Raw genomic sequence first — 26,683 nt, 5'->3', positions numbered from 1 at the left:
TGCGTGGCTGTCCTCGTCTGATTCACAGGCGACAGTTTCGCCTGTCGTTCGGCGGGCGGCAATCGAGCACGGCGGAAGGGTGTCTGTTCCAGCTATCCCCTGGGGATAGTCAACATCAGCGTTCACGCAAGGCTTCTCGGAGCTGTGCCAGGTAGGCACGTGCCACCTCGGGGTCAGCCACACGGGATGCCGGCGGTGACGATGGCGCAGGTGGCGGGGGCGCTGGCGGCGCCGATGCACTTTCTCCGGCCCAGGCCTTGAACTCCCCGCGGATCGCCTTCTGGATGATGCCAAACAGGTAGCCGGCCGGGTTGCGTACCGCGCTGTTGCGGCAGCGTGCCGCCCACTCGTCGAGAACGGCCTGCCGCTGCGCCTCGTCCACCTGCTGCAGCGCCACCAGCGCGCCGGCCTGCTGTTCGTCCTTCAAGCGCAGGAAACGCTCGGGCAGCCGCAGGTTCTGCAAGACCCTCGCGCGCGGTACTGTACGTACTTCATTTATACGATCATTACGTACTGTACGGTCCTCCTTCGGAATCCGAAGAGAGCCGTCCAGCGCGGGTTTCGGCCCTGCTTCGGATTCCGAAGACGGGCGCGCGCCATTCCGAAGCAGGGCTTCCTGGCCTTCTTCGGATTCGTGGTCCGCACCCTCCTGTGGATAACTCCCCGTCGTCCAGCCATGCCGCGCCATGCGCTGTGCCAGCACCTGCAAGCGCGTCGGCAGCGTGCGCCCGCTGAGCAGCGGGTCTTCGGCGATCTCCCGCAGGGTGTTCATGCCCACGACCTGCACCGCCTTCGCCGCGTGCGTGAGCGCCTGGCTCACCAGGCCCAGGTAGTCGGGGTCGAGTTGCATCGCCTCGAAGGGCGACAGCGGTTCGTCGTGCAGCACGTAGAGGTTGCCTTGGATACGGCCGGTCTTGGGATCGCGCCGCCGCCGCACCAGGCTGAGCCAGCGCGTCAGCCGCAGCAGCGTCAAGGCGCGCGCCACGGTCTCGTGCGAGGCTTGCGCCGCGCAGGGCATGGACGCCAGATAGGGGCGGAGCTGGTCGTAGGTGGGAAAGGCAGTCACGCCGTCGTCGTTGAGCTGCAAGCGGAACACCTGCCAGGCGTTTCGCTCCAGCGGCGTCAGGCGCCGGTCGAGGAACAGCGCGCGCGGGACGCTCTCGTGCCGGTTGCCGCTGTAGAGAAAGCCGTCCTGGCTCGGCGCCGTGCCCTGCGCCGGTTCCTTCGGCTCAAGGTGCCGCAGCGCCTCGTCGAACAACATCGACAGCGCAACCGGGCCATCGCGCCGTGGTGCGCTGCCCGTGGTCATGGCTACACCAGCCCCTGGTCGATCCAGTTCCGTATCGCCGACCAGATCACCGACATGGGCAGGGTCATGGCCTCGGCCAGGTCCATGGTCAGCGCCAGCATCGCCATGTCGTCGGTCAGGGCGATATGGCGCTCGGCGACGCCGGCCTTCCAGCGCTCCCACAAGGCCACGTCCTGCGCCTCGTCGAGCACCGGATGCCGGCCCTTGCGCTTGGGCAGCCCGAGGATGTCGCGGCGCAGCGCCACTTCCTGATGCGTGAGGCCGTAGAACTTGCTGACCATCTCCGTGCTCGCCCCCAGGCGCAGCATGCGGTCCACCGTGGCGATCTCCCGCTCCACGTCGTGCACCTGGCTCAGCAGCCGCTTCAACACTTCCCGGTTCACCGACACCGAGCACCACGACACCGTGGCATTCACCAGCATGCTCACGAGTTCGGGGTGCTTCAGCGCATCCAGCTCCTCCTCGCCGAAGCCCATGGCCTTGCAGCGGCGCAACTGGCCGTTGCGCAGGTCATGCAGGGCCTGGGCGATCACGGCCTGGTTGAGCGGGTGCGGTGCCGACATACGGGAGCCTCCTGCGCTCAGGATTCCTGGCCCGCTACGCCGGCTTCCTGGTCCAGCAGCCGGCGCGCCAGACGCAGCAGACGGAACAGCTTCACCAGTGCAGCATCGCTCAGGCGTGTGGCCGAGCCGCCGTGGCCATGCAGCAGCGCCGCCAGCTCGTCGGCCAGCCGCGCGCGGTCCAATCCGTTCGCGGAGGGCGGAGCCGCACTCAGCGCATGCAGCAGGGTCAGCACCGCCCGCGCGAACGCCGGCAGCGCCTTCGCCTGGCCCACAACTGGCGCCACGCAGACGAAGCCGATGCCGCCGTCGCTGGCCTCGATGTGATCGGCTACCGCCGCTTCCCCGGCGATCTCGCGCGCGAACTGCGCGATGTGCACGCGCAGGCGATCCGGTACGTCCAGCCCCGGCTCGACGTACCAAACGTCCGAGATGGGATAGAGCCCGCCGACCTGCACGGGGATCGCGCGCAGCGCATCGGCCTCGAAGTCGGGCAGCTTGTCGCCGAGCTGGTCCGCGACCATCCGCTGGATGGACTGCAGGCGGTCGGTGGTCGGTGCCGGTGTCACGATGTGCCCTTGCAGGCGCTCGTCGCGTTGCCCGTGTTGGTCCTCCGGCGCTTCGGGCGATGCAGGCGGTGTCGCTGCTGGCGCCGCAGGCGCGACCGGCGTGGTGTCGCGCGGCACAGACGAGACGGGTGGCTGCTGAGACGCGGAGACCTGCGGGGGAGGAGCAGCAGGCACGACAGGCGCTGCAGGTGGCGTCGGCGCCGCCGGTTCGCTGGTCAGCGCACGCTGGCGGCTTTCGCTGTCGTTGATCTCCAGCGCCAGCGTGTCGTAGTCCGCCTCCAGCAACTCGGCCATCTGGCCCACCAGCTCGTCCTGCACTCGCTGCGGCGAGAAGTCGTCCGGCTGTGTGTCGAACTGCGTCAGCACGTCCTGAAACAAGGTGGCGAAGTCCACGGCCACGGTGCGGCCCAGCGCACGCCGCTCCCAGGTGCGCTCGCACGCCTTGCGCAGCACCGCGAGCCGGTCCACCTGATGCCGGCCCAATCCGCCGTACAACAGCGTCGGGATCGCCGGCAGCAGATAGCGCACCGCATCGTTCATGCGGCTGATGTGTGACTGCGGCACCGGATAGCCGTCGGCAGTCAGCCGCCGCGCGAGTTCGCTCTGCGACAGCGCCTGGCCGCTTTCCTGCTCGTAGAACTCGCGCGCCTTCTCGATGCCCAAGGCCCGCTCGATGAAGGTCAGCCCGCCGCGCAGCTCGTTCTCGGCCAGATGTCCGGTCAGCGCCACGATTTCGCCGCGCGCCGGCCACGGGCGGAACAGGCACGCAATGCGGAAGAAGCGTTCCTCCTTGGTCTCGCTCCACAACTCGCGCAGGATCGCCAGCCGCGTATTGCCGCCGTTGCGAATGATGTAGTGCGCCTCGCCCGGCCTGCGCGTGATCGCGGGGGGCGCGTCGAGCCCGCGTTCGCGGATGGACGCCTTGATCTCCGCATAGGCCGGGTTGCGCGTCACGCGCGGGTCGTGGTCGTAGGGCCGCAACTGGTCCAGCGTCACCGCCATCGGCGTGTCGGCGATGGGGTCGCTCAAGGTCGCGGCCGAAGGGCCGCTGCGCTCGAAACCGGTGGCCAGCAGCTTGGCAGCCATGTCCTGCGGCGTCAGCTCAGCCACGGCCGTTCTCCTGCGCCTGCCGGTCGGCGCGGCGAAGTTGCGCGCGGGCATTGCGGTCGGCACGGTGGTCGCTCGCAGTCGAGCTGGTGTAGATCGACGCGTAGCCTTGTTTCGTGAACTTCAGGTGCCCGCCGGACGTGCGCACCACGCGCCAGCCTTCGCCCAGCGCGAACTCGATCAGCGCGCGCAGCCGTTCACGGCCGCGCGCCAGTTCATGCGCGCTCGCCATGGCCGGCCCCTCCCGCATCGGCCCGGCCGGTGACCAGCGCGAAGCGCTCCCGCCACGCGGGGAACAGCTCGCCAGCCAGCGTGCGCATGGTGTCCAGCGCCGCGGGCGCCGTGCGCCCAGCCGGCCGCCGGTACTCCACCCGATGCACCGGCAATCCTCGTGTCGCAGCGCGCGGATAGGCTTCGATGGCCGGCACGTCGGTGTCCAGCACCTGCACGCCGGCCTGTTCCTGGAACACCTGTCGCAGCGCCTGCTGGACCAGCCGCGCGTTCGACGACACCGGATGCACACGGTTGATGAGCAGGCGCAGCGGCGGCGGCTCGATGCCCAGGTGCCGATACGGCGCGATGTCCTCGATCAGTTGCAGCGTGCCGCGCCGCAGCTCGCGCGCCGCGAGGATTTCCGGCGTCACCGGCGACAGCGCCAGGTCGGACGCCAGCACCGCCATCTCCAGCAGCACGCTGCGCGCGCCCTGCGTGTCGATCAACAGCAAGTCATAGTGCGTGCGGAAGACGGGAAGCAAATGGCGCAGTCGCAGGCGCCCATCCGGTGCGTGCAGCAGCAGCGTGTTCAGTTCGCCGCGGTCGTCGTTGGAGAGCACCAGGTCCAGGCCCGCGATCGCGGTGCGCGACACCAGTTGCTCGATGCTCCGCTCGTTGAAGGCCAGCATCTCGTAGATGCCGCCGGGCGCGCGCACGTCCAGCGTGAAGTAGCTCGACAGCGTGGGCTGCACGTCCAGGTCCAGCAGCAGCACTCGCAGCCCGGCATCGGCGATGAAGCCGCCCAGGTTGGCCGCCGTCGTGGTCTTGCCCACGCCGCCCTTGGTCGAAATGATGGACACCACCTGCATGAGCTTCTCCTCGTCGAATGGCATGAACCGAGAAGAAGCGTCAGGCGCGTTCTTTGAGGCGATCGGCGATCCACTGTTCGATCTCCACCGAGTCCCAGCCCACCGCGCGCACGCCCAGACGTAGCGCCTTGGGGAACTTGCCTTCCTTCATCAGGCTGTAGATGTGCGCGCGCTTGAAGCCGGTCTTGGCTTCGACCTCGGCGCGGCGCAGGATGCGGTGTTCGGTCGGTGCTGCCGTGGCGGCGGTCTGCGAAGACATGAGGGTCACTCCTTAACGCTCAGTGGCGCTGATTGGCGTGACTCGAATTAAGAACGCCGCGTTGAAGAAAGACACCGCAAATGCGGTATTCGCGACCGCAGATACGGTCTGGCATCGCTCAGGAAGTTGTGCTCTGCAAATTGCGCCGAGCCAGTGCGAACTTGGCCTGCAGGGTGCGCTCGGTGATGCCCATCGCGTTGCCGTGGTGCGCCACCATCGCGCTGATGATGGCCTCCTGCGTCAGGAAGCTGGAATACGGCATGCCGCTGGGCGACTTGCCCAGCAGCAGCGTCAGTAACCCGCCAACGATGTTCAGGTAGGTCGATTCGCTGCGCGGCCCCGGCGTGTTCGCACGCTCCGCGTCGGCCGCGCAGGCGGCGTGCGTTCTGAGCAGCGCCTCATGCTCGGCGCGCAGCGTCTCGTGCACGCCCAAGTGTTCCGCCAGCCGCGCCTTGATCGCTTCCCGCTCGACCAGCAATGCGCCCACTGTGTCCAGGCTGATCGCCGGGTGAAGCGCACGCTCGATCTCATCGAACAGAAACGCCGGTTTCTCGCCGGGGTAGTAGTGCGCCATCCAGGCTTTCAGATCGACGTGCCGCACCGTCAGCGACGAGTCGTCCATCGCCAGGCCTTGCGTGTCCCGCCCCAAGCCCTCCTTGCCATACGGCATGTCGCCGTGAGCCATCGCATCGAAGATTCTTTCGGCGTTCAACCGCAGCATCGGCCAGCGCGGAAACTCCGTTGCCTCCGGCAGAGGCCGCTGTCCCAAGGTCGCCAGGATGCGCCGCTCGAAGCGCAGCAATCCGCTCCAGCGGATTGCCGCCTCGATCGGGCGGTAGTAGATCTTGGCGCCATCGGCCAGGCTGCTCGACTTCGGCATATCGCGCGCCTCCATTCGTCATCGCACCGAGTCCAAGCACGCGCACCCGCCGTACAGGCGGCGTGCGTGGCTGTCCAGGAATCTCCGGGCGAAACGAGCAGGTGGCGAAGCGGCGAAGACCGTGGCATCGGTGATGCCGCCGGTTTCGTTGCGAGATGCGCGCCTTGCTGCGCATGGCGCCATCACTCACAATTCGCAAGCCGCGAAACACGCTGTCACCAGCGTCATTCGCGGGCACCATGCTTGACCCGGATAACCAGGCCAAAGTCTTTGCAGGGAAAGAGGCCCAGTAAAGCGCGATCAGATCAACACGCCAGAGCCGATGCGCATACGGCAAGCACTGTTGCGCCGCGCGTCTTCGCTGTGATGCGCCACGATGGGCATGCGAGTTTCACGCAGGATGCCAACCGCAACCGCGAGCAACGCCTGAGTGCAGCGCGCCCGTGCACCGCGTCAATGGAAACCCGCTTTGACAAAACAGGTCTGCCGGTTTGACCAAAATGGAATCGGCCAACCCGCCTGAAACAGCCTCATGCGAGCCGTTGCGTATCCAACGGCATATGGCCGACACGCTGCGCACGGTCGATGAAGTGGCGCAGTGGCTCCGACATCGCGCCCTCGGGATGTAGCAGGTAGGTCGTCAGCGCCGCCGAGTCTTCATCCAGCGGCCGGACGATTACGTCCGCCTGTCGGCATGCCACCACGTGCGCCGCGGTGGAAAATCCCACGCCATAGCCGGCCGCCACCAGGGCCAGCATCAGCGAGTGGGTCGTCACGTACTCGGCCACGACCGACGGTGTCTCCACCAGGCGCAGCAGGCGCTCGCATTGCCGGCTGCACTCCGCACACACCTGCGGGTGGCACAGCACCAGCGGGTAGCCCACCACCTCTTCCAGCGGCACCCGCTTGTGCGCCAGCAAGGGGTGCCGCGCGGGTATGGCCACCACCAGCGGATCTTGCCACACCGGCATGGCGACCACCCCGGCCTCCATCTCGCCGGCCATCGCAAAGGCCGCGTCGTACAGGTCGTTGCCCAGCCCGCCCACCACCTGCGACAGCGGCGCCTCGAACAGCCGGATGCCCACTTCCGGCGCCTCCTCCCGGCACAGCGCGAGCAGCGCCGACAGCCGGGTCCGCCCGACGCCGCCGGCCAAGGCGATGCGCAGGGTGCCCCGGTGTCCCGCCGCCACCGCCCGCGCCTTGGTCTGGGCTTGCTCAAAGGCCAGCAGCACGCGCCGGGCCTCCTCCAAGAACACCTGCCCGGCCGGGGTCAGGCGCACGCCGCGCGACGTGCGCTCCAGTAGCGTCACGCCCAGGTCCGCCTCCAGTTGGCGAATCGTCCGCGACAGGGGCGACTGCTCCACATGCAGCCGCCGCGCCGCCCGGCCAAAGTGCAACTCCTCGGCCACGGCGATGAAACAGCGAAGATGGCGTAAGTTCATGTAATTCCCCCCAGAAAGTGGAGTCCATTCCTCTGGCCGTAGGGAACGGCATGAGTGCTTCCCGGTGGCGATGCCGGTCACAGAGGCTTTCCAGTTGCCGCCATCCGGCCTTCCAGTCGCCGGCGAGGGGGCGAGTGTCCAGGCAAGGCCGGGTTATTCCATCGGTGTTGCCATATCACACGAAACCACGGACAATCAATAATAGTTCTCATTAGCATCTGTGTCTGAATGGAGTGAAGCCGATCAAGCCCGACGTGGCGAACCTGTCCGTCACCACCCACGGCAGCGTGTTCTGGAACGACGAACGCATGGGCGACGAGCAGCTCGTGCAGCGGCTGCAGGCCTCCGCGCCGCGGCAACCGCAGCCCGAGGACTTCATCCGCGGCGACCGCCTGGTGGATCTACGAGCGCGTCGCCCAGGGGATGGCGGCTACGCAGAAGTCCGGGGTGTTGGAGCTGCGCTTCGTGACCGACTAGGCCACGACCGGGGTGAGCCGAAAGACACCCCCATGAAACTGCATCGGCACGCCCGCCCTGACGCCGGCGTGACGTCGTCGGCTGCACCGATCGCGGACTCCAGCACACGTGAGCGCCTGCGCGCCGTGCCCGGCGCACCAAGCGGGCATGAGGCTTTGACGCGATGCCATCGAAGGAGGTGCTGACGGGATGCGGATGGAGATGCTGGCGCCCGATAGGCCGAACCAGAAGAAGACAAACGGGAGGTGGCCTTGGATTTCAGATTGCTGCGTTACTTCGTCGCAGTTGCGGAAGAACTGCATCTGGCCCGTGCAGCCGAGCGTCTGGGCATCGAGCAGTCGCCTGTGTCGCGTGCGATGCGCGACCTGGAAAGCCAGCTTGGCGTGCAGTTGTTCGACCGCAGCACACGCCTGACGCGGCTGACCTGGGCCGGCCAGGTGTTCCTCGGCGAATGCCGGCGCGTGATGGCCACCGTGGAGCAGGCAGTCAAGAGCGCCAAGGCGGCGGCACAGGGCTACCAGGGCCATCTGCGCATCGCCATCTGCGACAGCCTGGCGCAGCCCCACATCGCCACCTTGCTGGCACGCAGCCGCGAGGATGAGCCCGAGCTGGAGATTCGCGTCTTCGAGCTGCCGTTCGCGCAGCAGCTCAAGATGCTGCACAACGATCTGCTGGACATCGGCTTTGCGTTGTCAAACGCGGTGCATGCTGGCCTCGTCGCTGAGCCGGTGTGGACCGATCCACTGTCGGTGATCGTGCCCGCACGCCACCCCTTGCTGGCACACATGCAGGTGCCGCTGGCCGAAGCCTTGAAGTTCCCGCTGGTTCTGTGCCATCCCGAATCGGGATCGGGCTGCCGCCATCAGATTCAAGCGATGCTGCAGGACGCGGGCACGCCGCTCAAGCTGGTCGATGAAGTGACCAGCCTCGGCGTGATGCTGACCCTGGTCGGCGCCGGCTACGGCATCGGCTTCGCCATCGCCTCGCAAGTGCAGACCCTACAGCGCCCGGACATCTCCATTCGTCCCCTGGCCGGCACCCCACCGATGCTCTCTACCTACCTGCTGCGCCGCCAGGGCGAACCCTCGGAGCCCATGAAGCGGTTCATCGAGCGGGTGAAAGACGAGGCCGCGCCGATCGATGATGAGCCGGTCCTTTGAGGACGCAGCTCGCCTGTCCGTTGCGACCTGTGGCGTGGTGTGCCAGTAGACAGATAGACTTCGGAATGAAATCCGATGCTCTGGCTGTTGGTGGATGTGCTTGGCTCGCTTTGGATCACCCGCAACGGCCTGCGTTGACCAGGCCGAAGACTTGAGTCCACAATCGAGTCCATTCCGTGACGCTTGGATCGGAAAAGACGTTCGTAATAAACGAGTTAGCGAACGGGTGCTGTTCCCTTCACCCGCTCCACGTCAACTTTCCAGGGTGTTCCACCAACGGCTCTCAAGTTCTATAAGTCGTTGATTGTTAGGAAGTTCTTTCGCATTGGATGTTCCACTGACATCCAGGGAAAGCTCCCTACAGCGCCTCTGAATGGGTACATTATTGGGTACATCTATACGGATGTACCCGGTGCCGGATTGTTGATGGGCGCAAACATCAGGTGAGATCAGCATAAGTCCAACTTCCCCGCTTCAGGAGTTGGCACCATGGCTCTGTCCGATCTGGCTGTCCGTAAAGCTACGGCGACGGGTAAAGACCGCAGCATTGCGGATTTCGATGGTCTGTATCTCTTTGTTCCCGTTCAGGGGCGAAAAGCGTGGCACTTTCGTTATTACTATGTCGGCAAGCGCGAGCGCTTTTCCCTGGGGACCTACCCCGAGGTGTCGCTGCGCGAGGCCAGAGACCTGCGCGACGAGGCCAGGATCTTGTTGGCCAAGGGCATTAATCCTCGCAGCGAGCGTAAAAGAAAACGCCAAGCGATCGTCTTGGCCGGTGCCGATACGTTTATGGCGGTCTATAAAAAGTGGCTCGCTCATCGTCAGCTTTCGCTCGATGAGTGCCGCCAAGGCAGCTATGAACAGATTCAACGGGTATTCAAGGCGAACGTTTTTCCTGTGCTGGACAATCTGACCGTCCATGAGATCACACAGGCTCACCTCTTGGATATCATCGGCAAGGTCGAGGCGCGCGGTTCACTGTCGGTGGCCGAGAAATTACGCACGTGGCTAAATCAGCTTTTTTCCTACATCAAGGTGGTTGTTACGGGGATAAAGGAAAATCCGGCCACTGATCTGGATGTGGTGGCGTTGCCGTTGCCCCCGGTCGACCACAACCCCTTCCTGCGCATGGCCGAGCTGCCAGTTATGCTGCAAACGCTGCGCAAGTACCGGGGTCGGCTCACGACTCAACTGGGTTTGCGGCTGCTGATGCTGACTGGGGTGCGCACGGGGGAATTACGGTTTGCCACACCCGATCAGTTCGATCTGGACCGGGGCCTCTGGATCATCCCTGTGGTGCGTCTGAAGCAGCGTAAGATGCTCACGAAAAAGAAACGCAAGCGGATGTCCGACATTCCGCCTTATATCGTCCCGTTGTCCGTGCAGGCCCAGGAAATCGTTCGTTACCTGCTGTCGCAGTTCAAACCCGCTCAGGTGTACCTGTTGCCAGGAGCGAGATCCCTACTCAGGCCAGTGAGCGAAAACACGCTGAACCACGCACTTAAGCGCATGGGGTACGAGGACCGACTGACTGGGCATGGCATTCGCGCAACGATCTCCACGGCACTCAACGAGCTGGGATACCTCAAGAAATGGGTCGATGCTCAGCTCTCGCATGCCGACCCGGATAGGATCAGTGCCACCTATAATCACGCCGAGTACGTAGAACAACGGCGTGTCATGATGCAGGACTGGGCCGATCGACTTGATCTATTCGAGCAGAACCACGTCCAGGCGGCCAGCATGCACCTGACCATTACGCTGCAAGGCTTGCCCACCATTGCCGGCCAGGCCGTGACGCATCCTCCCATCATCAATCCGAATACGCCAACGCTCATCGTGGCCCCAGCAACACCCGATATGCCTATCGTGCCGGAGTCAGCTCAGCGTTTGCCCGCAGTGGAGGTGCCGGACTATGCCAAACCTCAGCCGTCACCTTTGCAGCGCGAACGAATGAAGCTGCTCGATCTGTTCGAGGCAGCCCACCACCTGCGTGTTGTTGACTACGCGACGTTAGTGGGTAAGTCCAGGCGCTGGATCAGTTATGAAATCCAGGCGCGCAATCTGCTCGCGCTTAGTATGGGCCATCGTGGCTTGCGCGTACCCGATTGGCAGTTGGACCCACTCAAGCGGCGGCTGGTCCAAAGTGTGCTCGCCTCAACTCCACCCGACATCGACGCCTGGCAGATTTACCACGTATTAACAGAGGCGCATGAGTCGCTGGGGGGCCGTTCGCCAATTGGGGCCATCACCGTGCGTAACCTGGATTACCTCGTTGGTTTGGTGCGTGACACGCTCGACGCTATGCAATGGCCCGTCTCACCCTTCACGACGCTATCGCAGGGGGAGAATGCCACAGCGGTCGAGATGATGGTATGAGGCCACATTGATAAGATACAGATGGCCTTAACGGCATTAAATAATTAAGCTGAGGTCATCGTGGTTTGGGCCACTTTTATTGGCCACGTCTTGCTCCTGCAAGCGCTGGGACTCCAGCTTGACGAGTCCTAGCGCTCAGCCGCATTGCGCCATAGCCGGCGTATCTAAGCCGAACTGACGCGGTTCGTACGTCAGCACCCTAGGCATCCGCGTGCGCGCTTCTCTCACTGATTGTTATTCAATTCGACCGATATCCGGTCTGCCGCCTACAACCCGCGACTTGAAGTACGACGCGGCTAACTAGGAATATTCAGATTGCTGGAACAGAATCCTAGTTGCAAAGTTGGTCTCTCAGGATTCCGGATGGGTCTTAGGCGACCGGCGCTTCCCCTAGTGTTCCTTGGCATGACGAAAAATATGTGCCAATGATGCCGTCTGCTTAGACCGTCGGTAGAACACCTAAGACCTATTGAGACTTGTAGGGGCCGGTAAAAACCATGACGCTGGCCGGTATGTACGAGTAACGGGTTAACGCTGGAGCTTGTGAGGTGGTCGATCAGAACCATTGAATTTTCGCACATCAAGTGCGTGATCGCTACCGGCGATCGGCGGACCTGATGTCAGTTCTCAAGGCTTTTACAAAGGTGCTCGTACAACAAAGGACTCGGTGATGTAGCACTCCCACAAGGAGGCGGAGACATGCATGAAAGGCCCCCCACATCCATGGTTTTCTATCGTCCCATCGAAGCTGCCATTCGTTGGACTGGCCTATTGCGACACGAGCAGGAAATCCTGTCTGCCATCTCGTCGCCAAGAAATTTACCGCAAACGCTCGACTACCCCCGGTGGGACGACCTTCTATTATGTATGGATCGTATCTACGATGCCGTCATCCACCGGGAATTGCCTTATGGACAAAACGGCGTCACGTTAAATGACGAATCACTGATCGACTCGACCGAGCTGACGGTCCGCCATACCGATTTGAAGCGTTGGATGCGCACCCATTACCCAGAGCATCGCCCTGGGTTTCTTTTCAGTCGCAGCGAGCGCATTGCGCATCCCTTCATCACGTTGGAGGCGGGCCAGGCCATGCTGATCGAGCGACAGGCCATGAAAGCCGAGTTGGAACAATGCCGCCGTCAGATGCACGCGCTTCGGGAACAGCATGAAAGCTTTCTGAAGCAATCGGTGCTGATCTCTGCCTGTCAACAATGTCCCATTTCGGACCGGGCCGAAACGACGTACTTAAATATCATCGGCGGAATGCTGACGCTGATGCTGGGGACGTCACCCGCGGGCAAGGCCTACTCCAGTTTTAGGACTCAGGAAGCTGTCGTGAGCGCGCTGGTGGCCCATCACCAGAGCGTCATGGGCATTACCGAGCGCACGTTGAACGGTAAGTTTGCCAGCGCAAAGCGCAGGCTGAGTAGCGCAAACGCCTAAGAATTTCCAGCTTGTATCTGCAGTCACGGAAACTGCATTTGCAATGTACTGGTGCAGGTATGTTCTATTGAATAGAGGTTACGCCAACAAGCGCTACCAAGCGTTAAGGAGTGACCCTATGTCGCAGACACCAGCCTTGCCCCCGGGCGAACGCCGCATTTTACGGCGCGAAGAAGTTGAAGCCAAAACAGGCTTTAAGCGCGCCCATATCTACAACCTGATGAAGAAAGGCCAGTTTCCGAAGGCCTTGCGCCTCGGGGTGCGCGCGGTCGGCTGGGACTCTGTTGAGATAGACCAGTGGATCACTGAACGCCTCGATAACCGGGCCTGACCGCTCTCCCTCACATTTTCACACCCATACGGAGAGCGCCATGCAGGTTGTATCCATCATTTCTACCAAAGGCGGGGTGGGCAAGACGACCACTGCCGCCAACCTGGGCGGGTTCGTCGCCGATGCGGGCTTGCGCGTGCTGCTGCTTGATTTTGACATCCAGCCCACGCTGTCGTCTTACTACGAGCTGACCCATCGTGCCGCCGGCGGCACCTACGAGCTGCTGGCCTTCAATGAGCAACGCATCGAGCAGTTGGTGTCTCGCACCGTCATTGCTGGTCTGGACTTGGTGGTGTCCAACGATGACCGGGGCGAACTGAACACACTACTGCTGCATGCGGCCGATGGACGCCTACGGCTGCGCCACCTATTACCGGTACTGGCGCCGCTCTATGACCTGGTGCTCATCGATACGCAGGGCGCGCGCAGTGTGATGCTGGAGATGGCAGTGCTCGCTTCCGACGTGGCGCTGTCGCCGGTTACCCCCGAAATTCTGGCTGCACGCGAATTACGGCGCGGGACCATGCAGTTGATTGAGGATATCGCGCCGTATCGGCACCTGGGCATCGAGCCGCCGCCTTTGCAGCTGCTCATCAACCGGGTACATCCTGTGTCGTCAAACGCCCGGCTGATCCAGCAGGCGCTTCGCGATTTATTCCAGGGACAAGTTGGCCTTCGTGTGCTGGACACGGACGTGCCTGCCATCGAAGCCTACCCTCGCGCTGCGACTCGGGGCCTGCCCGTGCATCGCATCGAATACCGACAGCCGACAGGTCGCGTGGCACCCGCCGCACTCGAAACCATGCGATCGCTTGCCATTGAACTTTTTCCGTTGTGGAAAGAGCCTTTGGCCCGCGTCTCGGGCCGCCCGCAGCACCCGCATCAACCAGGGAGCGCACGCCATGGCCAACACGCATGAGTTAGCACGTGGCCATAAGCGGCTGCGCGCTCTGATTGATTTTGCCATTGCTGAAGGCTGGCACGTGAAGCGAACATCAGGCGGCCATCTCAAATTCACTAAGGCGGGATACGCGCCCATCTACACCAGCACGACGGCAAGCGACCATCGAGCCAGTCTTAATGCGCAGGCCCAGATTCGGCGCACTGACCGGCAATGCCGCTCGATCCTTGAAAACCTTCATCGGGGGACAGGCCATGGCTGACATAACTTCCCAGGATATGGCAACCAAGTTGCTGGCCGCGGGCTTTGAGCGCAGCAGCCCCTCTGCCTCTGCATTGAGCGACCCGATCGCCGATACCCCTATGGTCGTCACCTTGGATCAGTTGCGCCCCTATGATCACGATCCGCGCATGAAGCGCAACTCCGCGTACGATGAAATCAAGGCCTCTATTCGAGAACGTGGGCTGGACGCATCCCCCGCTATTACCCGGCGACCAGGCGCAGAGCACTACATCATCCGCAATGGTGGGAATACCCGCTTGGCGATTCTGCGTGAACTGTGGTCAGAAACCAAGGACAAACGTTTTTTCCGCATTTCTTGCCTGTTTCGGCCTTGGCCAGAGCGGGGCGAGATCATCGCCTTGACGGGACACCTAGCCGAAAACGAGTTGCGCGGTGGCCTGACGTTTATTGAGCGCGCGCTCGGTGTGGAAAAAGCTCGCGAGTTCTACGAACAGGAAAGTGGCGCAGCGCTGAACCAATCCGAACTTGCCCGTCGCCTTGCCGCCGACGGTTATCCCGTGCAGCAATCCCACATCAGCCGCATGTCCGATGCTGTACGCTATCTGCTGCCGGCCATCCCGACCGTGCTTTATGCTGGACTGGGCCGTCACCAGATCGAGCGGCTTGCCGTCATGCGCAAGTCCTGTGAGCGTATCTGGGAGCCGCATACAAAAGGCAGGGCGGTATCACTGGATTTTGAGAGTTTCTTTCAGGAAGTGCTGACCCAATTTGATACGCAGGTGGAGGAGTTTTCCTGGCAACGCGTGCAGGATGAACTGATTGGACAAATGTCTGACCTGCTGGGTGTGGACTATGACGTTTTGAACCTGGACCTGAATGACTCAAACAGTCGTCAGCGCGCCTTGGCGAGCGAGCCAACACCTGGGGGTTCGCTTACGACGTTATCCGTACCCACGGCAGCGCCGTCCTCGACGGTTGAAACACCGCCCACAGCCTTTGCACCACTCAGTGCGCCGCCTGTCAGCCCACCTGCGGTGAATTCGCCGCCTCGCGAAGCCATCGCGGGTGCTAACGACGCTAACACCGATGGTATCGATGACTCCGAGCGTCTGCGAGAACATATCATCTCGACAGCCCCCACGACTGAACGGCTCCAGTCTATTCAGCGCATGGTGGCCAACCAGTTGGGGGATGCGATACCGCCCGAATTCTCGGCCAACGTGCTGCAATCCATTCCTGTACAAGCCGGAGGGTTGTATCCGATTTCGGATGTCTGGTACATCGACCCGGGGTTGGACGCACCCGATCGGCTGCGGACCCACATTGAACAGTTTGCGCGGGAAATCGCCGACGAGGCGGGCGTGGCTGACTGTGTGCAAGCGAGCTCCGATGGTATCGGCTTCAGATGCTCCGAATGGCAGGAAAGCATGCCGGCAACCGCACGTGCTGTCATGCACTTGTTGAGGGCACTAAGCGGCCAGCCTATCGCTGTGCCAGAGCCTGACGATGAGCGCCTGGCTGCCCACTTGCCGGTGCTATTGCACGGTAATGGCCAGCAGGCGCCCGGTTTGAGCGATACCGCCTTGGTCAAGTTATTTCGCTTGCTGCGTCTAGCAAGGCGCCTAGTGGAGCTTGACCTCGATAAACCCCATCGCGGTGCGTGAGAGAGGAGGATCTTCATGTCCACACCACACCCTTTGAATCAAGCCGTTATTGCCCAGGCGCTGTTCGATCTGCGCAACGGACAGCTGCGCCGCTGTAAGGCGATGGGGTTCGGTGAGGAAGAGCTGAACGCGCTCAAGCGTCCCGAACTGATTAGCGTGCTCCTGAATGCTTCCGTGTCGTGGTGCTCTGTGTCGATCAATCGCGAGGTGGTCAAGCGGTTGCTGCAACAGGCGCAGGACGCGGAAAAAGAGATCGCTTTCGTGGATCGCATGCTCCGGCTTGGCGCCAGCACAGAAATGGTCGGTCGCTTCTACGGTTTGACGCATCAGGAGGTCGCGCTGCGGCGCGACATCTTGGGACTACCCAAACGCAAGGGGCGCCACCCCGTGCTGGATGAAGAGCAGGATACGGCGCTCTGGAAGCAGTGGAGAGCGTTTGCAGAGGCCAGAAGCATTGCGTGTGATGATGACGCCGCCATGTTGGAGGCCGCCATGGACTTGGCCGAAGACATGGCGCTGCCGCTATCCGTGGTCTGGTCAGCAATCAAGGGCTGGGTTGACCAGGGGTTGGGCTAGGTCGTGGCGGACCATGACGCGAGTCGGCACGATGGTCCCGTCTTGCTTTCCAACCTGTTGGACGGTGCGCTGACGGATTTTTCATTCGGGCAGGAGCAGAACCCGGCGAGTGACGGGTTTCTCTATAGCGGTAATCGGCACGAGAGCGTTCCGCGCCGGCTTTTTCTCGATAGACGATTGACACCGCTGGAGCGCAACGCCTGGCAAGTCTTCCGGCTGCTGCTTAATGATGACGGCGTCACGGCGTTTCCCACCTATGAGCAATTGCGACCCTGGCTAGCCTCGATGCCGTGCGGGGCTCAGGCCTCGCATGAGACTGTGGCGCGCGCACTAACCTTGTTGCGTCTGACGCGCTGGCTCAGTCTGGTGCGCCGCCGCCGCGACCCCAAGACGGGGCGCATTCTGGGCAATCTCTATGTGCTGCACGACGAACCGTTGACGCCGTTTGAAGCCATGCAGCTTGATCCGGACTATTTGGAGCTGGTCAGTCAGTCTCTGAGCCACTCGGCCAAGGCCGTTCAGATCGTCGGCCTGAACACGTTGCAGGAAATTGCCGATGACCCCTTGTTGCAGGGGCGCACGTTGCCCTCACGTTTGTACGTGCTCGCGCAACGCCTGCAGCAGGACGCGCCAGACAAGAGTTATCCACAGGAGGGGGATCGCCACGAATCCGAAGAAGGCGGCTCGGGCTTACTTCGGAATGTCGAAGCCCCGTCTTCGGAATCCGAAGCAGGGGTGAAACCCGCGTCAAACGGCACTCTTCCGAATCCGAAGCGGGACCGTACAGTACGTGAGGTAAGTATTAAAGAAGTACGTACGGCTGAGCCCGTTCGCGGGGCACAGAATTTACGCTTGCCCCAACGTTTTGGGCAATTAAAGCAAGAGCAGCAGGCGGGCACTTTGGTCGCGCTACGCCAGGTGGATGAGTCCCTACGCCAGGCGGTGCTCGACGAGTGGGCGACGCGTTGCCATAACCAGGTGGTGCGTAATCCTGCCGGCTATCTGTTTGGCATCATTCAACGCGCGATCAGTGGGGACTTCAAACCCTGGGCAGGAAAGTCGAAAGGTCCGGCACCCACTAAAGCACCTACATCCGAATCAGCGCCGCGCGAAGTGGTGCCGCCCGAAGTCGCTATGGAACATCTCAATCGATTGCGCAAATTGGTGGGCAAGGACTGATTCCGGCCAGCCGCATGGGGGAGCAGCCATGGCCTGCGTTCCATGTGAAAAGCCATCGCGTGTTGAGGATCGGAACACCATGGACGTTCTTGGAGCTATCCCCTGGGGATAATTCGCTGGCCAGTGCGACTAAGGCGAAACTGGGATAAGCGCGTATCCATTTCTTGACTGACTGCCTTCTGGCTCATGCCGATGATGGTGCCTTACCCATTCACGACGAGTCGTCACTATGTCCAACGAACGAAATTCCTCCGAGTCCTTGCAGTTGAACCTCGGGTCTCTGCGCAGCGCCATGTCGCTCACGCTGCACACGCACCACGCCTCACGCATCTGGCATGGGCGCGCGCCCGCCGAAGGTAAGCCGGCGATCGTCGGCCTAAACGGCTTTGTGTCGATTATGAACAAGCTCAAACGTGGCGCGGAGCAAGACGATCCGTATTCCGACTGGTGGATGCTGCGCATTGAAGACAAGCTCGAGCAAACCAAGACCACGCTGCAAACCCTGGGCGAGCAGGTCGATCAGGCCCTGACTAACGTGCCATCGGCGTTGAGCATTGGGGAGAACCTGAACGTACAGCCCGTTAAGCTGCCGCTCTTCGTTAACGCCCAATTGGGGTTTGCCGCCGTCTATCTACTGGCCGATTATGATGAGATCGCGCGCAAACTTATCCTGGCGCATCACACGGCACTGATCGATCGCCGCACACTGGAGCGCTGGCTCAATGAGGGTGCGCACGCACTGCGAAGCCTGTTCAGTCTGGCGCAGCAATACCGCTACTCGGGTACGCAGCGCGACGACTTCGCCGCCAAGAATGCCGCCGCGCGGGCTGCCATCGAGAAGCTCGGTGAATTGCCACAAGATGTGCTGGAAGGTACGCGGCGCTCACGCTTTGCGCCACCGATCGTGCGCCGGGGCCAGCCGCCAAGTAGCCATGTCGAGCTCGATGCGAGCGATACGCCGTCTGTCGCGTCCGATGCGTCGTCCGACACGCTTAAGCCTGTTGCCACCGACGAGGACGAATCGGCATGAGTGATCACGACGACAGCGCACGCCGCCACTTCCTGGCGTTGCAACAGACGGACTTCCTGCGGCTGGAACACGCAGCCTATCTAAAAGGCCTTTTAAAACCTTTTAAAGGTAAGGGGGCTTTGGAGGATTGCTGATCGCACAAGTCTGGATGGCAGGCGCGGAACTGGTACCTACACGATTGATTCCTGTACTGATTGTGGTCGGGGTCGGTCAAGGCTTCATCATGACGCCGCTGCTGAACCTAGTGCTGGGCTTTGTCGAGGAGGCCCAGGCCGGAATGGCTTCGGGTGTGATTTCGACTGTCCAACAGGTCGGTGCGGCGTTGGGTGTGGCTGTGGTAGGAATTTTGTTCGGTGCAGCGTTGGCCGCAGGTGATGGCGTGGCGGCGCAAGCAAACCAATATGTTTCGGCTTTCGTGGCGGGAATGCTCTACAACTTGGGCGCAGCCCTACTGGTCTGCGTGTTATTGCTGATGTTGGCTAAAACGCAGCGGTTGACGAGTTGACGCAAGGAGTCGCGCAACGGAACTCCGACATTTGCGTTGCTTTCTGGCGGTAGCAGAGGAACTCCACTTCGCCTGCGCTGCCGAGAAGCTGCATAGGCTGGCCGAGAAGCGCGAGCAGCACGTGGCCGGCATCTACCGGCTTTACGTCGGTCAATAGACCTATCCCCAGGGGATAGGTCTATTGACGTCCACTGTGTTCCACGCGGCGTCCCGATCTGGACGCAACTGTTTCAGATACTCCCGATTTGGTTTTGCTTTTTTCGTCCATTTACGAGAGCGGCATCAAAGCGCTTACACCGTGTTCAGCTTGTTTACTGCCCGAATCTGACGCTGCGGCCATGCTGTTTCCATTGGCAGTATCAACGAGATTCGGATGGAGCAGTATGAGGCTATTTCTGTGTGAAAAACCCTCACAGGGCAAAGACATCGGCAAAGTGCTTGGTGCTACTCGGCGCGACAACGGTTGTCTGAAAGGCCCGGGGGTTATCGTGACCTGGTGCATCGGCCATCTGGTCGAAGCGGCGCCGCCCGAGGCTTATGACGCAAATCTCAAACACTGGACTATCGAACATTTGCCCATTATTCCCGAGCGCTGGCGTGTCGAAGTCAAACCCAAGACGGCCGCGCAATTTAAAGTCGTCAAGCAGTTGCTGGAACAAGCCACAGAGTTGATCATCGCCACCGATGCAGATCGCGAAGGCGAAATGATTGCCCGCGAAATCGTTGATCTGTGTGGCTACCGAGGTCCTATTCAACGCCTGTGGCTATCGGCCCTGAATGATGCGTCGATCCGCAAGGCATTGGCCGCCCTGAAACCGTCTTCAGAGACGCTGCCCATGTACCACTCGGCTTTGGCGCGGTCTCGCGCGGACTGGCTAGTGGGCATGAATCTGAGTCGGCTTTTCACGCTGTTGGGACGGCAGGCTGGCTACGATGGTGTGCTGTCGGTAGGCCGGGTGCAAACGCCCACGCTCAAACTCGTCGTGGATCGTGACCGCGAAATTTCCCGATTTGTCTCCATCCCGTTCTGGGCCATCGATGTGGCTCTTTCTGCAACAGGACAATCTTTCATCGCGCAGTGGCAAGCGCCTGAAACGTACGCCGACGAGTCCGGCAGATGCCTGCAGGAGACGGTAGCGCAGCAGGCGGCGCAACAATTACGTGCAGACGGTGGCGCTCAGGTCGCGTCCGTCGAAACCGAACGGGTGCGCGAGGGCCCGCCGTTGCCGTTTGATCTGGGCACGCTGCAGGAAGTCTGTTCCAAGCAGCTTGGCCTAGATGTGCAGGAAACCCTGGACATTGCTCAGGCCTTGTACGAAACGCACAAAGTCACCACCTATCCACGCTCGGATTCGGGCTACCTGCCCGAGAGCATGCTGGCCGACGTGCCGACCGTGCTCGACAGTTTGGTCAAAACCGATCCCGCTTTGCGGCCCGTGATGGGGCAGCTTGATCGCACCCAACGCTCGCGGGCCTGGAACGACGGTAAGGTCACCGCTCACCATGGCATCATCCCCACGCTGGAGCCCGCGAACCTGTCGGCCATGAGCGAGAAGGAGCTGGCCGTCTATCGCCTGATCCGTGCCCATTATCTGGCGCAGTTTCTGCCCCATCATGAATTTGACCGCACGATTGCGCGGCTTTCGTGCGCGGGCCAAAATCTTCAAGCCGTAGGTAAACAGATCGTCATCCCAGGATGGCGGCTGGTGTTGGCCGAGCAGCAACCCGTTGATGCAGACGATGATTCAGCCCCGCGTAGTCAAGTTCTGCCCGCACTCAAGCAGGGCCTGTCCTGCCAGGTGAACAACGTCGATCTTAAGGCGCTCAAGACGCTGCCTCCCCGGCCCCTCACCCAAGGAGAGCTGGTCAAGGCCATGAAAAGTGTCGCCAAGCTGGTGTCCGATCCACGCCTGAAGCAGAAACTGAAGGACACGGTGGGCATCGGTACTGAGGCCACTCGCGCCAATATTATCAATGGACTGCTCACGCGCGGCTATCTGATCAAGAAGGGTCGGGCGATCCGTGCGTCGGATGCGGCTGGCACGCTCATTGACACAGTGCCAGCGGCCATTTCCGACCCCGGCACGACGGCCGTGTGGGAGCAGGCCCTGGACATGATCGAGGCGGGCGAACTTACCCACGAAGTATTTATCGCCAAGCAGGCGGCCTGGATTGCACAGATCATCGCTCAGTACCAAGGCACAGCCCTGTCGATCAAGGTGCCCCAGGGCCCATCCTGCCCGCAGTGCGGCTCGGCCACGCGCCAACGCACCGGCAAGAATGGTCCGTTCTGGTCATGTTCGCGCTATCCCGATTGCAAAGGCACATTGCAGGTTGAATCCACTAACGCCAAACGCAGCGCGCCGCGAAAGCGCCGCAGCGCACCCAAGGCATCCTGAGATGCTCAATACCCCATGTGCCGTGCAGACCGATCCGGTTGCATGGCATTGATCCCGTAGTCCTCTCGGGACTCCCAGCGCGCCAATCCTTCGCAACTGTGTGCGTGCCTCGCCGAGCTGGAGACAGCTTCGAGGCCAGAAGGATGCTTTTACTTGAATCGCTCCGCGCGACTTCCCTTGATCGTTGCAATTTCCGTCTGTTGCGAAGGGTCTCCTGATGATTTGCCAGTCTGTACGAGGCGAGGCACCAGGAGACCTTTCGAGGTTGACGGTAATCGGTGCCGGTGCCCGCCGGTGAAACACCGGGCTCCCTTTGTGCGCGGATGTGCGCCAGACAATGCCGGCCCCAACCACGACATGGGCCGGGTGTGATTGCTGTGACAGCGTACGGTTCTAGCGACAACCGTGAGCCTGGATCAGCCCACGGGTGGTGACTTCCTCCCGCGCCGAAGGCTCATGGGTCTTCGGCACCTTTCTCCTGTTTTACCACTACCTTCCGGCCCGGCCGATGTTGGTTATGGCCCCTACGAACAGGAGAGACCCTAATGCACCCTCAGCCTACCCACACAACATTGCAATACGGCAGCGTCTGCAGCGGTATTGAAGCCGTGAGTCTCGCGTGGCAACCGCAAGGTCTGCACGCCGCGTGGTTTTCAGAGATTGAACCGTTCCCGTGCGCCGTACTCGCCCACCACTATCCCGAGGTGCCCAACCTGGGCGATATGACACAGATCGCCAAGTTGGTACTTAACGGTCAGGTCGTCGCGCCAGACATTCTCGTGGGCGGTACCCCTTGCCAATCGTTCAGCATCGCCGGCGCACGCCAAGGGTTGTCCGACCCGCGCGGCGCCTTAACCCTCAAATATGTGGAGCTTGCCAATGCCATCGACCAAACCCGCCAAAAAAATCAACGCCCACCCGCCACGATCATCTGGGAAAACGTCCCGGGCGTCCTTAGCGACCGTTCCAACGCCTTTGGCTGCCTGTTGGGCGCACTGGCCGGCGAAAGCCGTGCGCTCGAACCGCCAGGGGAGAAATGGACGCACGCAGGTTACGTGTCTGGCCCCCAACGCCGTCTCGCCTGGCGTGTGCTTGACGCTCAATATTTCGGTCTCGCCCAACGCCGCAAGCGCGTGTTTCTTGTGGCAAGTGGTCGAGATGACGTCGATCCCGCCGAAGTACTATTTGAGCGCGACGGCGTGTACGGGGATTCGTCGCAGGGCTTTGCGCCGTGGCAAGACCTTGCCTGCACTGCTGGAGCACGCACTGCATCACCAAGCGACTATGCCGGACTGAACCCGGCGCATGGCAAGGTCCAGGTTACGTTTGGCTTTGGCGGTGGCAACACCTCAGGGCCGATTGGTGTTGCCGCCTGCCTGACCGCTGCACCTGGTGCCAAGAACGACTTTGAAGTCGAAACCTTCGTGGTGCAGTCTGTGGCTGGCAATATTAGCCACACGTTGGGTACGTCCACGGGCAACAGCGAGGACGGCACGGGCAGGGGCGTGCCTATCATCACCTCCTGTGCGCCAAAGGCATTGGCTTTCGCACAGAACTCTCGCGGCGAGTTGCGCCTGGAGTCCGGCCACGGGCAGATCGCCGGTGCGCTTTCTACGGGCGGTGGTAAACCTGGACAGGGATTGCCCATGGTGTTCAGCGTGGCGTTACGCGGTCGCGAACACGGCATTGCCGCCGAATTGGGCGGTGCCCTCGCACCGGCGCTGCGTGCCAGCACTGGTGGCGGTGACAAAAGCCACGTACTGACTCCCGACTATGAAGCCTGCTTCCAATACACAGGAAGAAAACCAAGTCCCAGCGACTGGTCTCAGTGGCGGGTGCGACGGCTGATGCCGGTCGAGTGTGAGCGGTTGCAAGGCATGCCGGATGACTACACCCAAGTGCCTTATCGCGGCAAGCCCGCAGCCGACGCCCCGCGTTACAAAGCGATCGGAAATTCCATGGCCGTACCGTGTGTCGCGTGGTTGGGGCAGCGCCTGATCCAGCTCCTAAATAAATAAAGAGGAGACGCCTGCCGCGTATTGATGCGCGACTTGCTGGCCCGGTAAGGCCACGCTCTAGTCCTGACTTGCTGAAACTTCAGCAACGCCAGCAGCCAGGGTTTGCAGGCTGCCGTGGGACTTCCCCACGCAACCCGCCAGTTCGCACCCGCATCGCCTCGGCGAACGTTGCCCACGCGGGCATTGATGCCTCTTTCTCCAACCGACTGAGTAAGTGTCTCTTCCCACCAGGGCGTGCCATCACTCGACCCCATCATAGGAATCTCCATGGAAACCATCATTAAGCAAGACCGTATTGCATTGAAAAGCCTCAAAGTGGCGCAGTTCGCCAGCGAAGAGACGCTGTGCTTCACCGCCACCGTGCTGTTCGACGGTGTCGCCATTGCCCAAGCACGCAACGACGGGCGCGGGGGTTCGACCTTCCTGCATGCCTTGGAAGGCAAGGCCGCGCAATTGTCCGAAGCCGGACAGTTTGCCAAAGGTCTGCCAGCGGCCCGGTTCGAAGGAGGTATCACCGGTCAGGACGACGCTCCCCTCATCATCGACATGACGCTGGATTTTCTCGTCGACCAGTTGGCCGAGACCCAGCACACTGATCGTAAGCTGCGCACTGCGTTCACCCGCGACATCGGCAACAAGGTGTTGTTCATCAAGAACGATAGGCTGCTCTTTTTGAAGGGCGTCAAGCTTAAGACAATCGTAGACCGACCTGTTTATTTCAAAGCCCTGCGCACACGGCAGTCCCTGCCCATCATCATCCTCGCTGAACTACCGCTAGATGAGGCATTCGCTTTATGGAAGCGCTATGCCTTGGGCGATCACCCGTCCTAGCTCCCTTGCAGCATGCGCTGCTCAACCATCGCATGCGTAACGGCATGTCGGGTGGTGTAGCGAGGCGAAGGGCGACACCACCGACTTTCGCGATTGATCAATTCACGACGCGACCTGAGCAGTCGCTATTGATGTTCCACCCACCGGGGTTCAATTCCCGGCAGGGGATTGGCCTCGCCTATCCTTTGCTGGAGAAATCCCATGTCCAAGATCGAAAACCCTTTCATTCGCGGCTATCAGAACCCACGTATTATCCGAACCTTGCTCATCACCTACGAGGATGATTGCCCGCCAGTCTGGCGGCCATTACATGCCGGCCAGGCGCATCTAACCGATGATCAGGTAGCGTTGTTTCCTTGCCTATTCGGCCAGGACTTCGCGCTCATCACCGAAGGCCAGAGCGTGTCCGACGAACTGGAAGCCCAGTGCCAGGGTGAAGGCATCGTGCGCACAGTGGTCTACGCCATCGCCGCAGACGATGTCGATGGTCAACAAGAGCATGTAGGCGACACCTACTCCGAAGCGGCCGCCCGCGAGGTGGTACGTCGCCTGAAATTCGAGACCGGCGTCTACAGCCGCGCTTGGGAAATCAGCACGGCTCACATCACCGAGCAGTCACAGGGGTATTTGCGTGATTTGGCCGATATTGCCACGCCAACCGGCTTCCTGTTTATCGCTTTTCGGGTGCCGTACAGCCCGGCCATTGGTGTCAAGTTGATCGCTACCCCTTGGACGGATGAGCATTTGCAGAATCTTGACGGCATTACCGCCGAGCAACTGCACCAGGAGCATCTGTCCAAAGGCATGCCAGCGGATCTGATGCGAGTGCTGCATCTAGCGGCCAACGCCGACGTGCGCATCCTGATTATTGACGCTGACGCGCCGGAACTGGACGGTCTTCCAGTCTACGAAATGTAGATTCTCTCATTCGCCCCTTACTTAGGGGCTTTTTTTTGCCTGCGTGGCTTGAAAACGGATGAACACCACATCTGTTTCATGGCGGACGAAATCGCACTACTGCGCCAGCCTTGAGGCATGTTCGCTGGCGTAGCTGGCAGCATCCCAGGCAGTCAAGGCCATCAAGACTGTGGTGAACCCAAAGTTCGCTGGCTGACCTCATCTCCGGACGTTCATCGTCCATTCCACCCCCCCCCACGGGATCCTTCATCCCTTGGGGAGGAGGGGTTCCGTTTTCTCGGAGTCCATCATGGATCATCAAACCATTCGTCAACAAATGCCTTTCCTGGTTGCCGGCCATGTGCCAAGCAACTCACGATCCTTTCAGTTCAACATCTTCGACGGGACACCGAAGGAGAACATGCTGGGCTTTCGCATTGACCCGTCGCCCTTTGAGGGCAAAGTCATCGCTACCACTGAGAACGCCGTCGTCATCAAGATCGGACGAACGAAGTTTGCCGTTCTGGATCGCACGCTCATCACCGAAGTTCCCGTAGAGGGTGCCAAGGTCGAAGTCACACCCTATGCGCGCCGTCGCTTCGACGGTCAACGTGCCGATACGCCTGAAGAGATCATCGAACAAACCGCAGACGGTACTCCCTACACGGTAAAGCGCATGATTCTCGGAGCAGCGCCGGCCAAACTTCCTGTTGCGCCGCCGGAGTGTCTGGAATTGCAACAACTTATCGAGCAACTAGAGCAAATGCCTGCCCCTGACGGGCATCGGCGCATCGCTCATATGCTGGTCGACGCTCAGGCGCGTGACTTCGAACTCGTTGATCCCACGCCTGCAGACATCATCCGGACACCGCCCACAGTGAGTTTCACGGTTGAAACTGCGAAGTTCTCGGGGCGTGTCAGCGTGATCTATCTGCGTGCCGACGATGCGTATGCGGTGGAATTGCATCGCGACGATGAACAGGTCGAGCGCCGCGACGACATCTATTTTGACATGCTGGGGGAGACCTTGGGCGATCTGATTGATGACGGTACCTGGCGCTGCATTCGTGTTCAGACCTTGCAACAGCCGGTCCGCAGCAAGAAAGCGCTTTCTTCGACTACTTAACCAACCTGTTTCTCTCTCAGCCTCCGACCAACCATCGGGGGCGTGTTTTTTGGTGATTCCGTTTGTTGTGGCCTATACGGTCCGGTGCGATCACCCATTGTTGGTGGCGTATCAACAGGCATGGTGCAACCCTTGGCCCATGATTGTTGACGTTGTCAGCGACATGCCAGGCAACCAGTGGTCTTTAAGGTTGCGGCGCGACACCTGCCGCGTGACCACACCAGTTCGCACCGCATCCTTGCGCGAACGACTGCCAGTTTTTTCTGGTGGTGATGCAACTGCCTTTCTCAACCCATCGCGGGGTTACGCACCT

At 61.3% G+C, this 26,683-nt stretch carries 25 protein-coding genes and 1 pseudogene; 18 read left to right on the top strand and 8 right to left on the bottom strand.

Annotation, left to right across the window (positions count from 1 at the left end; translation table 11 throughout):
- Positions 1-115 precede the first annotated feature (115 nt).
- From V0R37_RS20835 to V0R37_RS20800, 8 genes are all read right to left on the bottom strand, one after another.
- Positions 116-1,309 (bottom strand): STY4528 family pathogenicity island replication protein, encoded by a 1,194-nt coding sequence (locus V0R37_RS20835; RefSeq protein WP_033470619.1) that lies wholly within the window; start codon positions 1,307-1,309, stop codon positions 116-118.
- A 2-nt stretch (positions 1,310-1,311) separates the two neighbouring features.
- The gene (locus V0R37_RS20830) at positions 1,312-1,872 is read right to left on the bottom strand and encodes a DUF2857 domain-containing protein (RefSeq protein WP_004255086.1); all 561 of its coding nucleotides are present in this window, start codon (positions 1,870-1,872) and stop codon (positions 1,312-1,314) included.
- A gap of 17 nt (positions 1,873-1,889) precedes the next feature.
- Positions 1,890-3,548, bottom strand: a complete 1,659-nt coding sequence (locus V0R37_RS20825; protein WP_033470622.1) for a ParB family protein — start codon at positions 3,546-3,548, stop codon at positions 1,890-1,892.
- On the bottom strand, positions 3,541-3,777 hold the full coding sequence (locus tag V0R37_RS20820; protein WP_033470625.1) for a hypothetical protein: 237 nt from the start codon (positions 3,775-3,777) through the stop codon (positions 3,541-3,543). Before V0R37_RS20820 ends, V0R37_RS20825 begins: the two co-directional genes overlap by 8 nt.
- Complete coding sequence (locus V0R37_RS20815) at positions 3,761-4,627, bottom strand: ParA family protein (RefSeq protein ID WP_086077287.1); 867 nt, start codon at positions 4,625-4,627, stop codon at positions 3,761-3,763. The genes V0R37_RS20820 and V0R37_RS20815 overlap by 17 nt, the downstream gene beginning before the upstream one ends.
- Positions 4,628-4,667: 40 nt before the next feature.
- Positions 4,668-4,886 carry an AlpA family transcriptional regulator gene (locus tag V0R37_RS20810; RefSeq protein ID WP_018076211.1) on the bottom strand — a complete coding sequence of 73 codons (219 nt, stop codon included), beginning with the start codon at positions 4,884-4,886 and terminating at the stop codon, positions 4,668-4,670.
- A 118-nt stretch (positions 4,887-5,004) separates the two neighbouring features.
- A complete protein-coding gene (locus V0R37_RS20805; RefSeq protein ID WP_026177189.1) occupies positions 5,005-5,766 on the bottom strand; it encodes a hypothetical protein in 762 nt (253 codons plus the stop codon).
- 530 nt (positions 5,767-6,296) lie between these two features.
- Positions 6,297-7,208: a LysR family transcriptional regulator gene (locus tag V0R37_RS20800; RefSeq protein ID WP_018076209.1), complete on the bottom strand. Its 912-nt coding sequence runs from the start codon at positions 7,206-7,208 to the stop codon at positions 6,297-6,299.
- 233 nt (positions 7,209-7,441) lie between these two features.
- On the opposite strand from V0R37_RS20800, the gene V0R37_RS20795 reads away from it, so the two are divergent.
- The 18 genes and pseudogenes from V0R37_RS20795 to V0R37_RS20710 all read left to right on the top strand — a co-directional run bounded on the left by V0R37_RS20795 (position 7,442) and on the right by V0R37_RS20710 (position 26,370).
- Positions 7,442-7,870 carry an ExbD/TolR family protein gene (locus tag V0R37_RS20795; RefSeq protein WP_102073826.1) on the top strand — a complete coding sequence of 143 codons (429 nt, stop codon included), beginning with the start codon at positions 7,442-7,444 and terminating at the stop codon, positions 7,868-7,870.
- A gap of 66 nt (positions 7,871-7,936) precedes the next feature.
- The gene (locus tag V0R37_RS20790) at positions 7,937-8,845 is read left to right on the top strand and encodes a LysR family transcriptional regulator (RefSeq protein WP_033470632.1); all 909 of its coding nucleotides are present in this window, start codon (positions 7,937-7,939) and stop codon (positions 8,843-8,845) included.
- A gap of 489 nt (positions 8,846-9,334) precedes the next feature.
- Positions 9,335-11,224, top strand: coding sequence for a tyrosine-type recombinase/integrase (locus tag V0R37_RS20785; RefSeq protein WP_420376365.1), 1,890 nt, complete (start codon positions 9,335-9,337; stop codon positions 11,222-11,224).
- Positions 11,225-11,923: 699 nt separating this feature from the next.
- Positions 11,924-12,670 (top strand): hypothetical protein, encoded by a 747-nt coding sequence (locus V0R37_RS20780; protein ID WP_420376364.1) that lies wholly within the window; start codon positions 11,924-11,926, stop codon positions 12,668-12,670.
- Positions 12,671-12,788: 118 nt separating this feature from the next.
- Positions 12,789-13,001 carry an AlpA family transcriptional regulator gene (locus V0R37_RS20775; RefSeq protein WP_102071001.1) on the top strand — a complete coding sequence of 71 codons (213 nt, stop codon included), beginning with the start codon at positions 12,789-12,791 and terminating at the stop codon, positions 12,999-13,001.
- Between the two features lie 40 nt (positions 13,002-13,041).
- On the top strand, positions 13,042-13,920 hold the full coding sequence (locus V0R37_RS20770; RefSeq protein ID WP_420376363.1) for a ParA family protein: 879 nt from the start codon (positions 13,042-13,044) through the stop codon (positions 13,918-13,920).
- Positions 13,904-14,164, top strand: coding sequence for a hypothetical protein (locus V0R37_RS20765; RefSeq protein ID WP_420376362.1), 261 nt, complete (start codon positions 13,904-13,906; stop codon positions 14,162-14,164). The genes V0R37_RS20770 and V0R37_RS20765 overlap by 17 nt, the downstream gene beginning before the upstream one ends.
- Positions 14,157-15,809 carry a ParB family protein gene (locus tag V0R37_RS20760; protein WP_420376361.1) on the top strand — a complete coding sequence of 551 codons (1,653 nt, stop codon included), beginning with the start codon at positions 14,157-14,159 and terminating at the stop codon, positions 15,807-15,809. Before V0R37_RS20765 ends, V0R37_RS20760 begins: the two co-directional genes overlap by 8 nt.
- Positions 15,810-15,824: 15 nt before the next feature.
- Positions 15,825-16,385 (top strand): DUF2857 domain-containing protein, encoded by a 561-nt coding sequence (locus V0R37_RS20755; protein ID WP_420376360.1) that lies wholly within the window; start codon positions 15,825-15,827, stop codon positions 16,383-16,385.
- A gap of 3 nt (positions 16,386-16,388) precedes the next feature.
- Positions 16,389-17,564, top strand: a complete 1,176-nt coding sequence (locus tag V0R37_RS20750) for an STY4528 family pathogenicity island replication protein (RefSeq protein WP_420376359.1) — start codon at positions 16,389-16,391, stop codon at positions 17,562-17,564.
- A 229-nt stretch (positions 17,565-17,793) separates the two neighbouring features.
- Complete coding sequence (locus tag V0R37_RS20745) at positions 17,794-18,594, top strand: PFL_4669 family integrating conjugative element protein (protein ID WP_420376358.1); 801 nt, start codon at positions 17,794-17,796, stop codon at positions 18,592-18,594.
- A pseudogene (locus V0R37_RS20740) lies at positions 18,591-18,719 on the top strand (DUF3158 family protein); the annotation flags it as partial. The gene V0R37_RS20745 and the pseudogene V0R37_RS20740, both read left to right, overlap by 4 nt.
- A 2-nt stretch (positions 18,720-18,721) precedes the next feature.
- Entirely contained in the window at positions 18,722-19,099 is a 378-nt protein-coding gene (locus V0R37_RS20735) for an MFS transporter (RefSeq protein ID WP_420376357.1), read from the top strand.
- 383 nt (positions 19,100-19,482) lie between these two features.
- Complete coding sequence (locus V0R37_RS20730; protein ID WP_420376356.1) at positions 19,483-21,498, top strand: DNA topoisomerase III; 2,016 nt, start codon at positions 19,483-19,485, stop codon at positions 21,496-21,498.
- 545 nt (positions 21,499-22,043) lie between these two features.
- The gene (locus tag V0R37_RS20725) at positions 22,044-23,516 is read left to right on the top strand and encodes a DNA cytosine methyltransferase (RefSeq protein WP_420376355.1); all 1,473 of its coding nucleotides are present in this window, start codon (positions 22,044-22,046) and stop codon (positions 23,514-23,516) included.
- A 267-nt stretch (positions 23,517-23,783) separates the two neighbouring features.
- Entirely contained in the window at positions 23,784-24,347 is a 564-nt protein-coding gene (locus V0R37_RS20720; RefSeq protein ID WP_420376354.1) for a hypothetical protein, read from the top strand.
- 201 nt (positions 24,348-24,548) lie between these two features.
- Entirely contained in the window at positions 24,549-25,265 is a 717-nt protein-coding gene (locus tag V0R37_RS20715) for a DUF5983 family protein (RefSeq protein WP_420376353.1), read from the top strand.
- A 289-nt stretch (positions 25,266-25,554) separates the two neighbouring features.
- Entirely contained in the window at positions 25,555-26,370 is an 816-nt protein-coding gene (locus V0R37_RS20710; RefSeq protein WP_420376352.1) for a GTPase, read from the top strand.
- Positions 26,371-26,683: the final 313 nt, after the last annotated feature.

This window comes from Pollutimonas rozaliensis (assembly GCF_048751585.1).
Classification (GTDB): Bacteria; Pseudomonadota; Gammaproteobacteria; order Burkholderiales; family Burkholderiaceae_B.
Note: the sequence above shows the minus strand (reverse complement) of the source record. Positions and strands in the feature narration are given on the sequence as shown.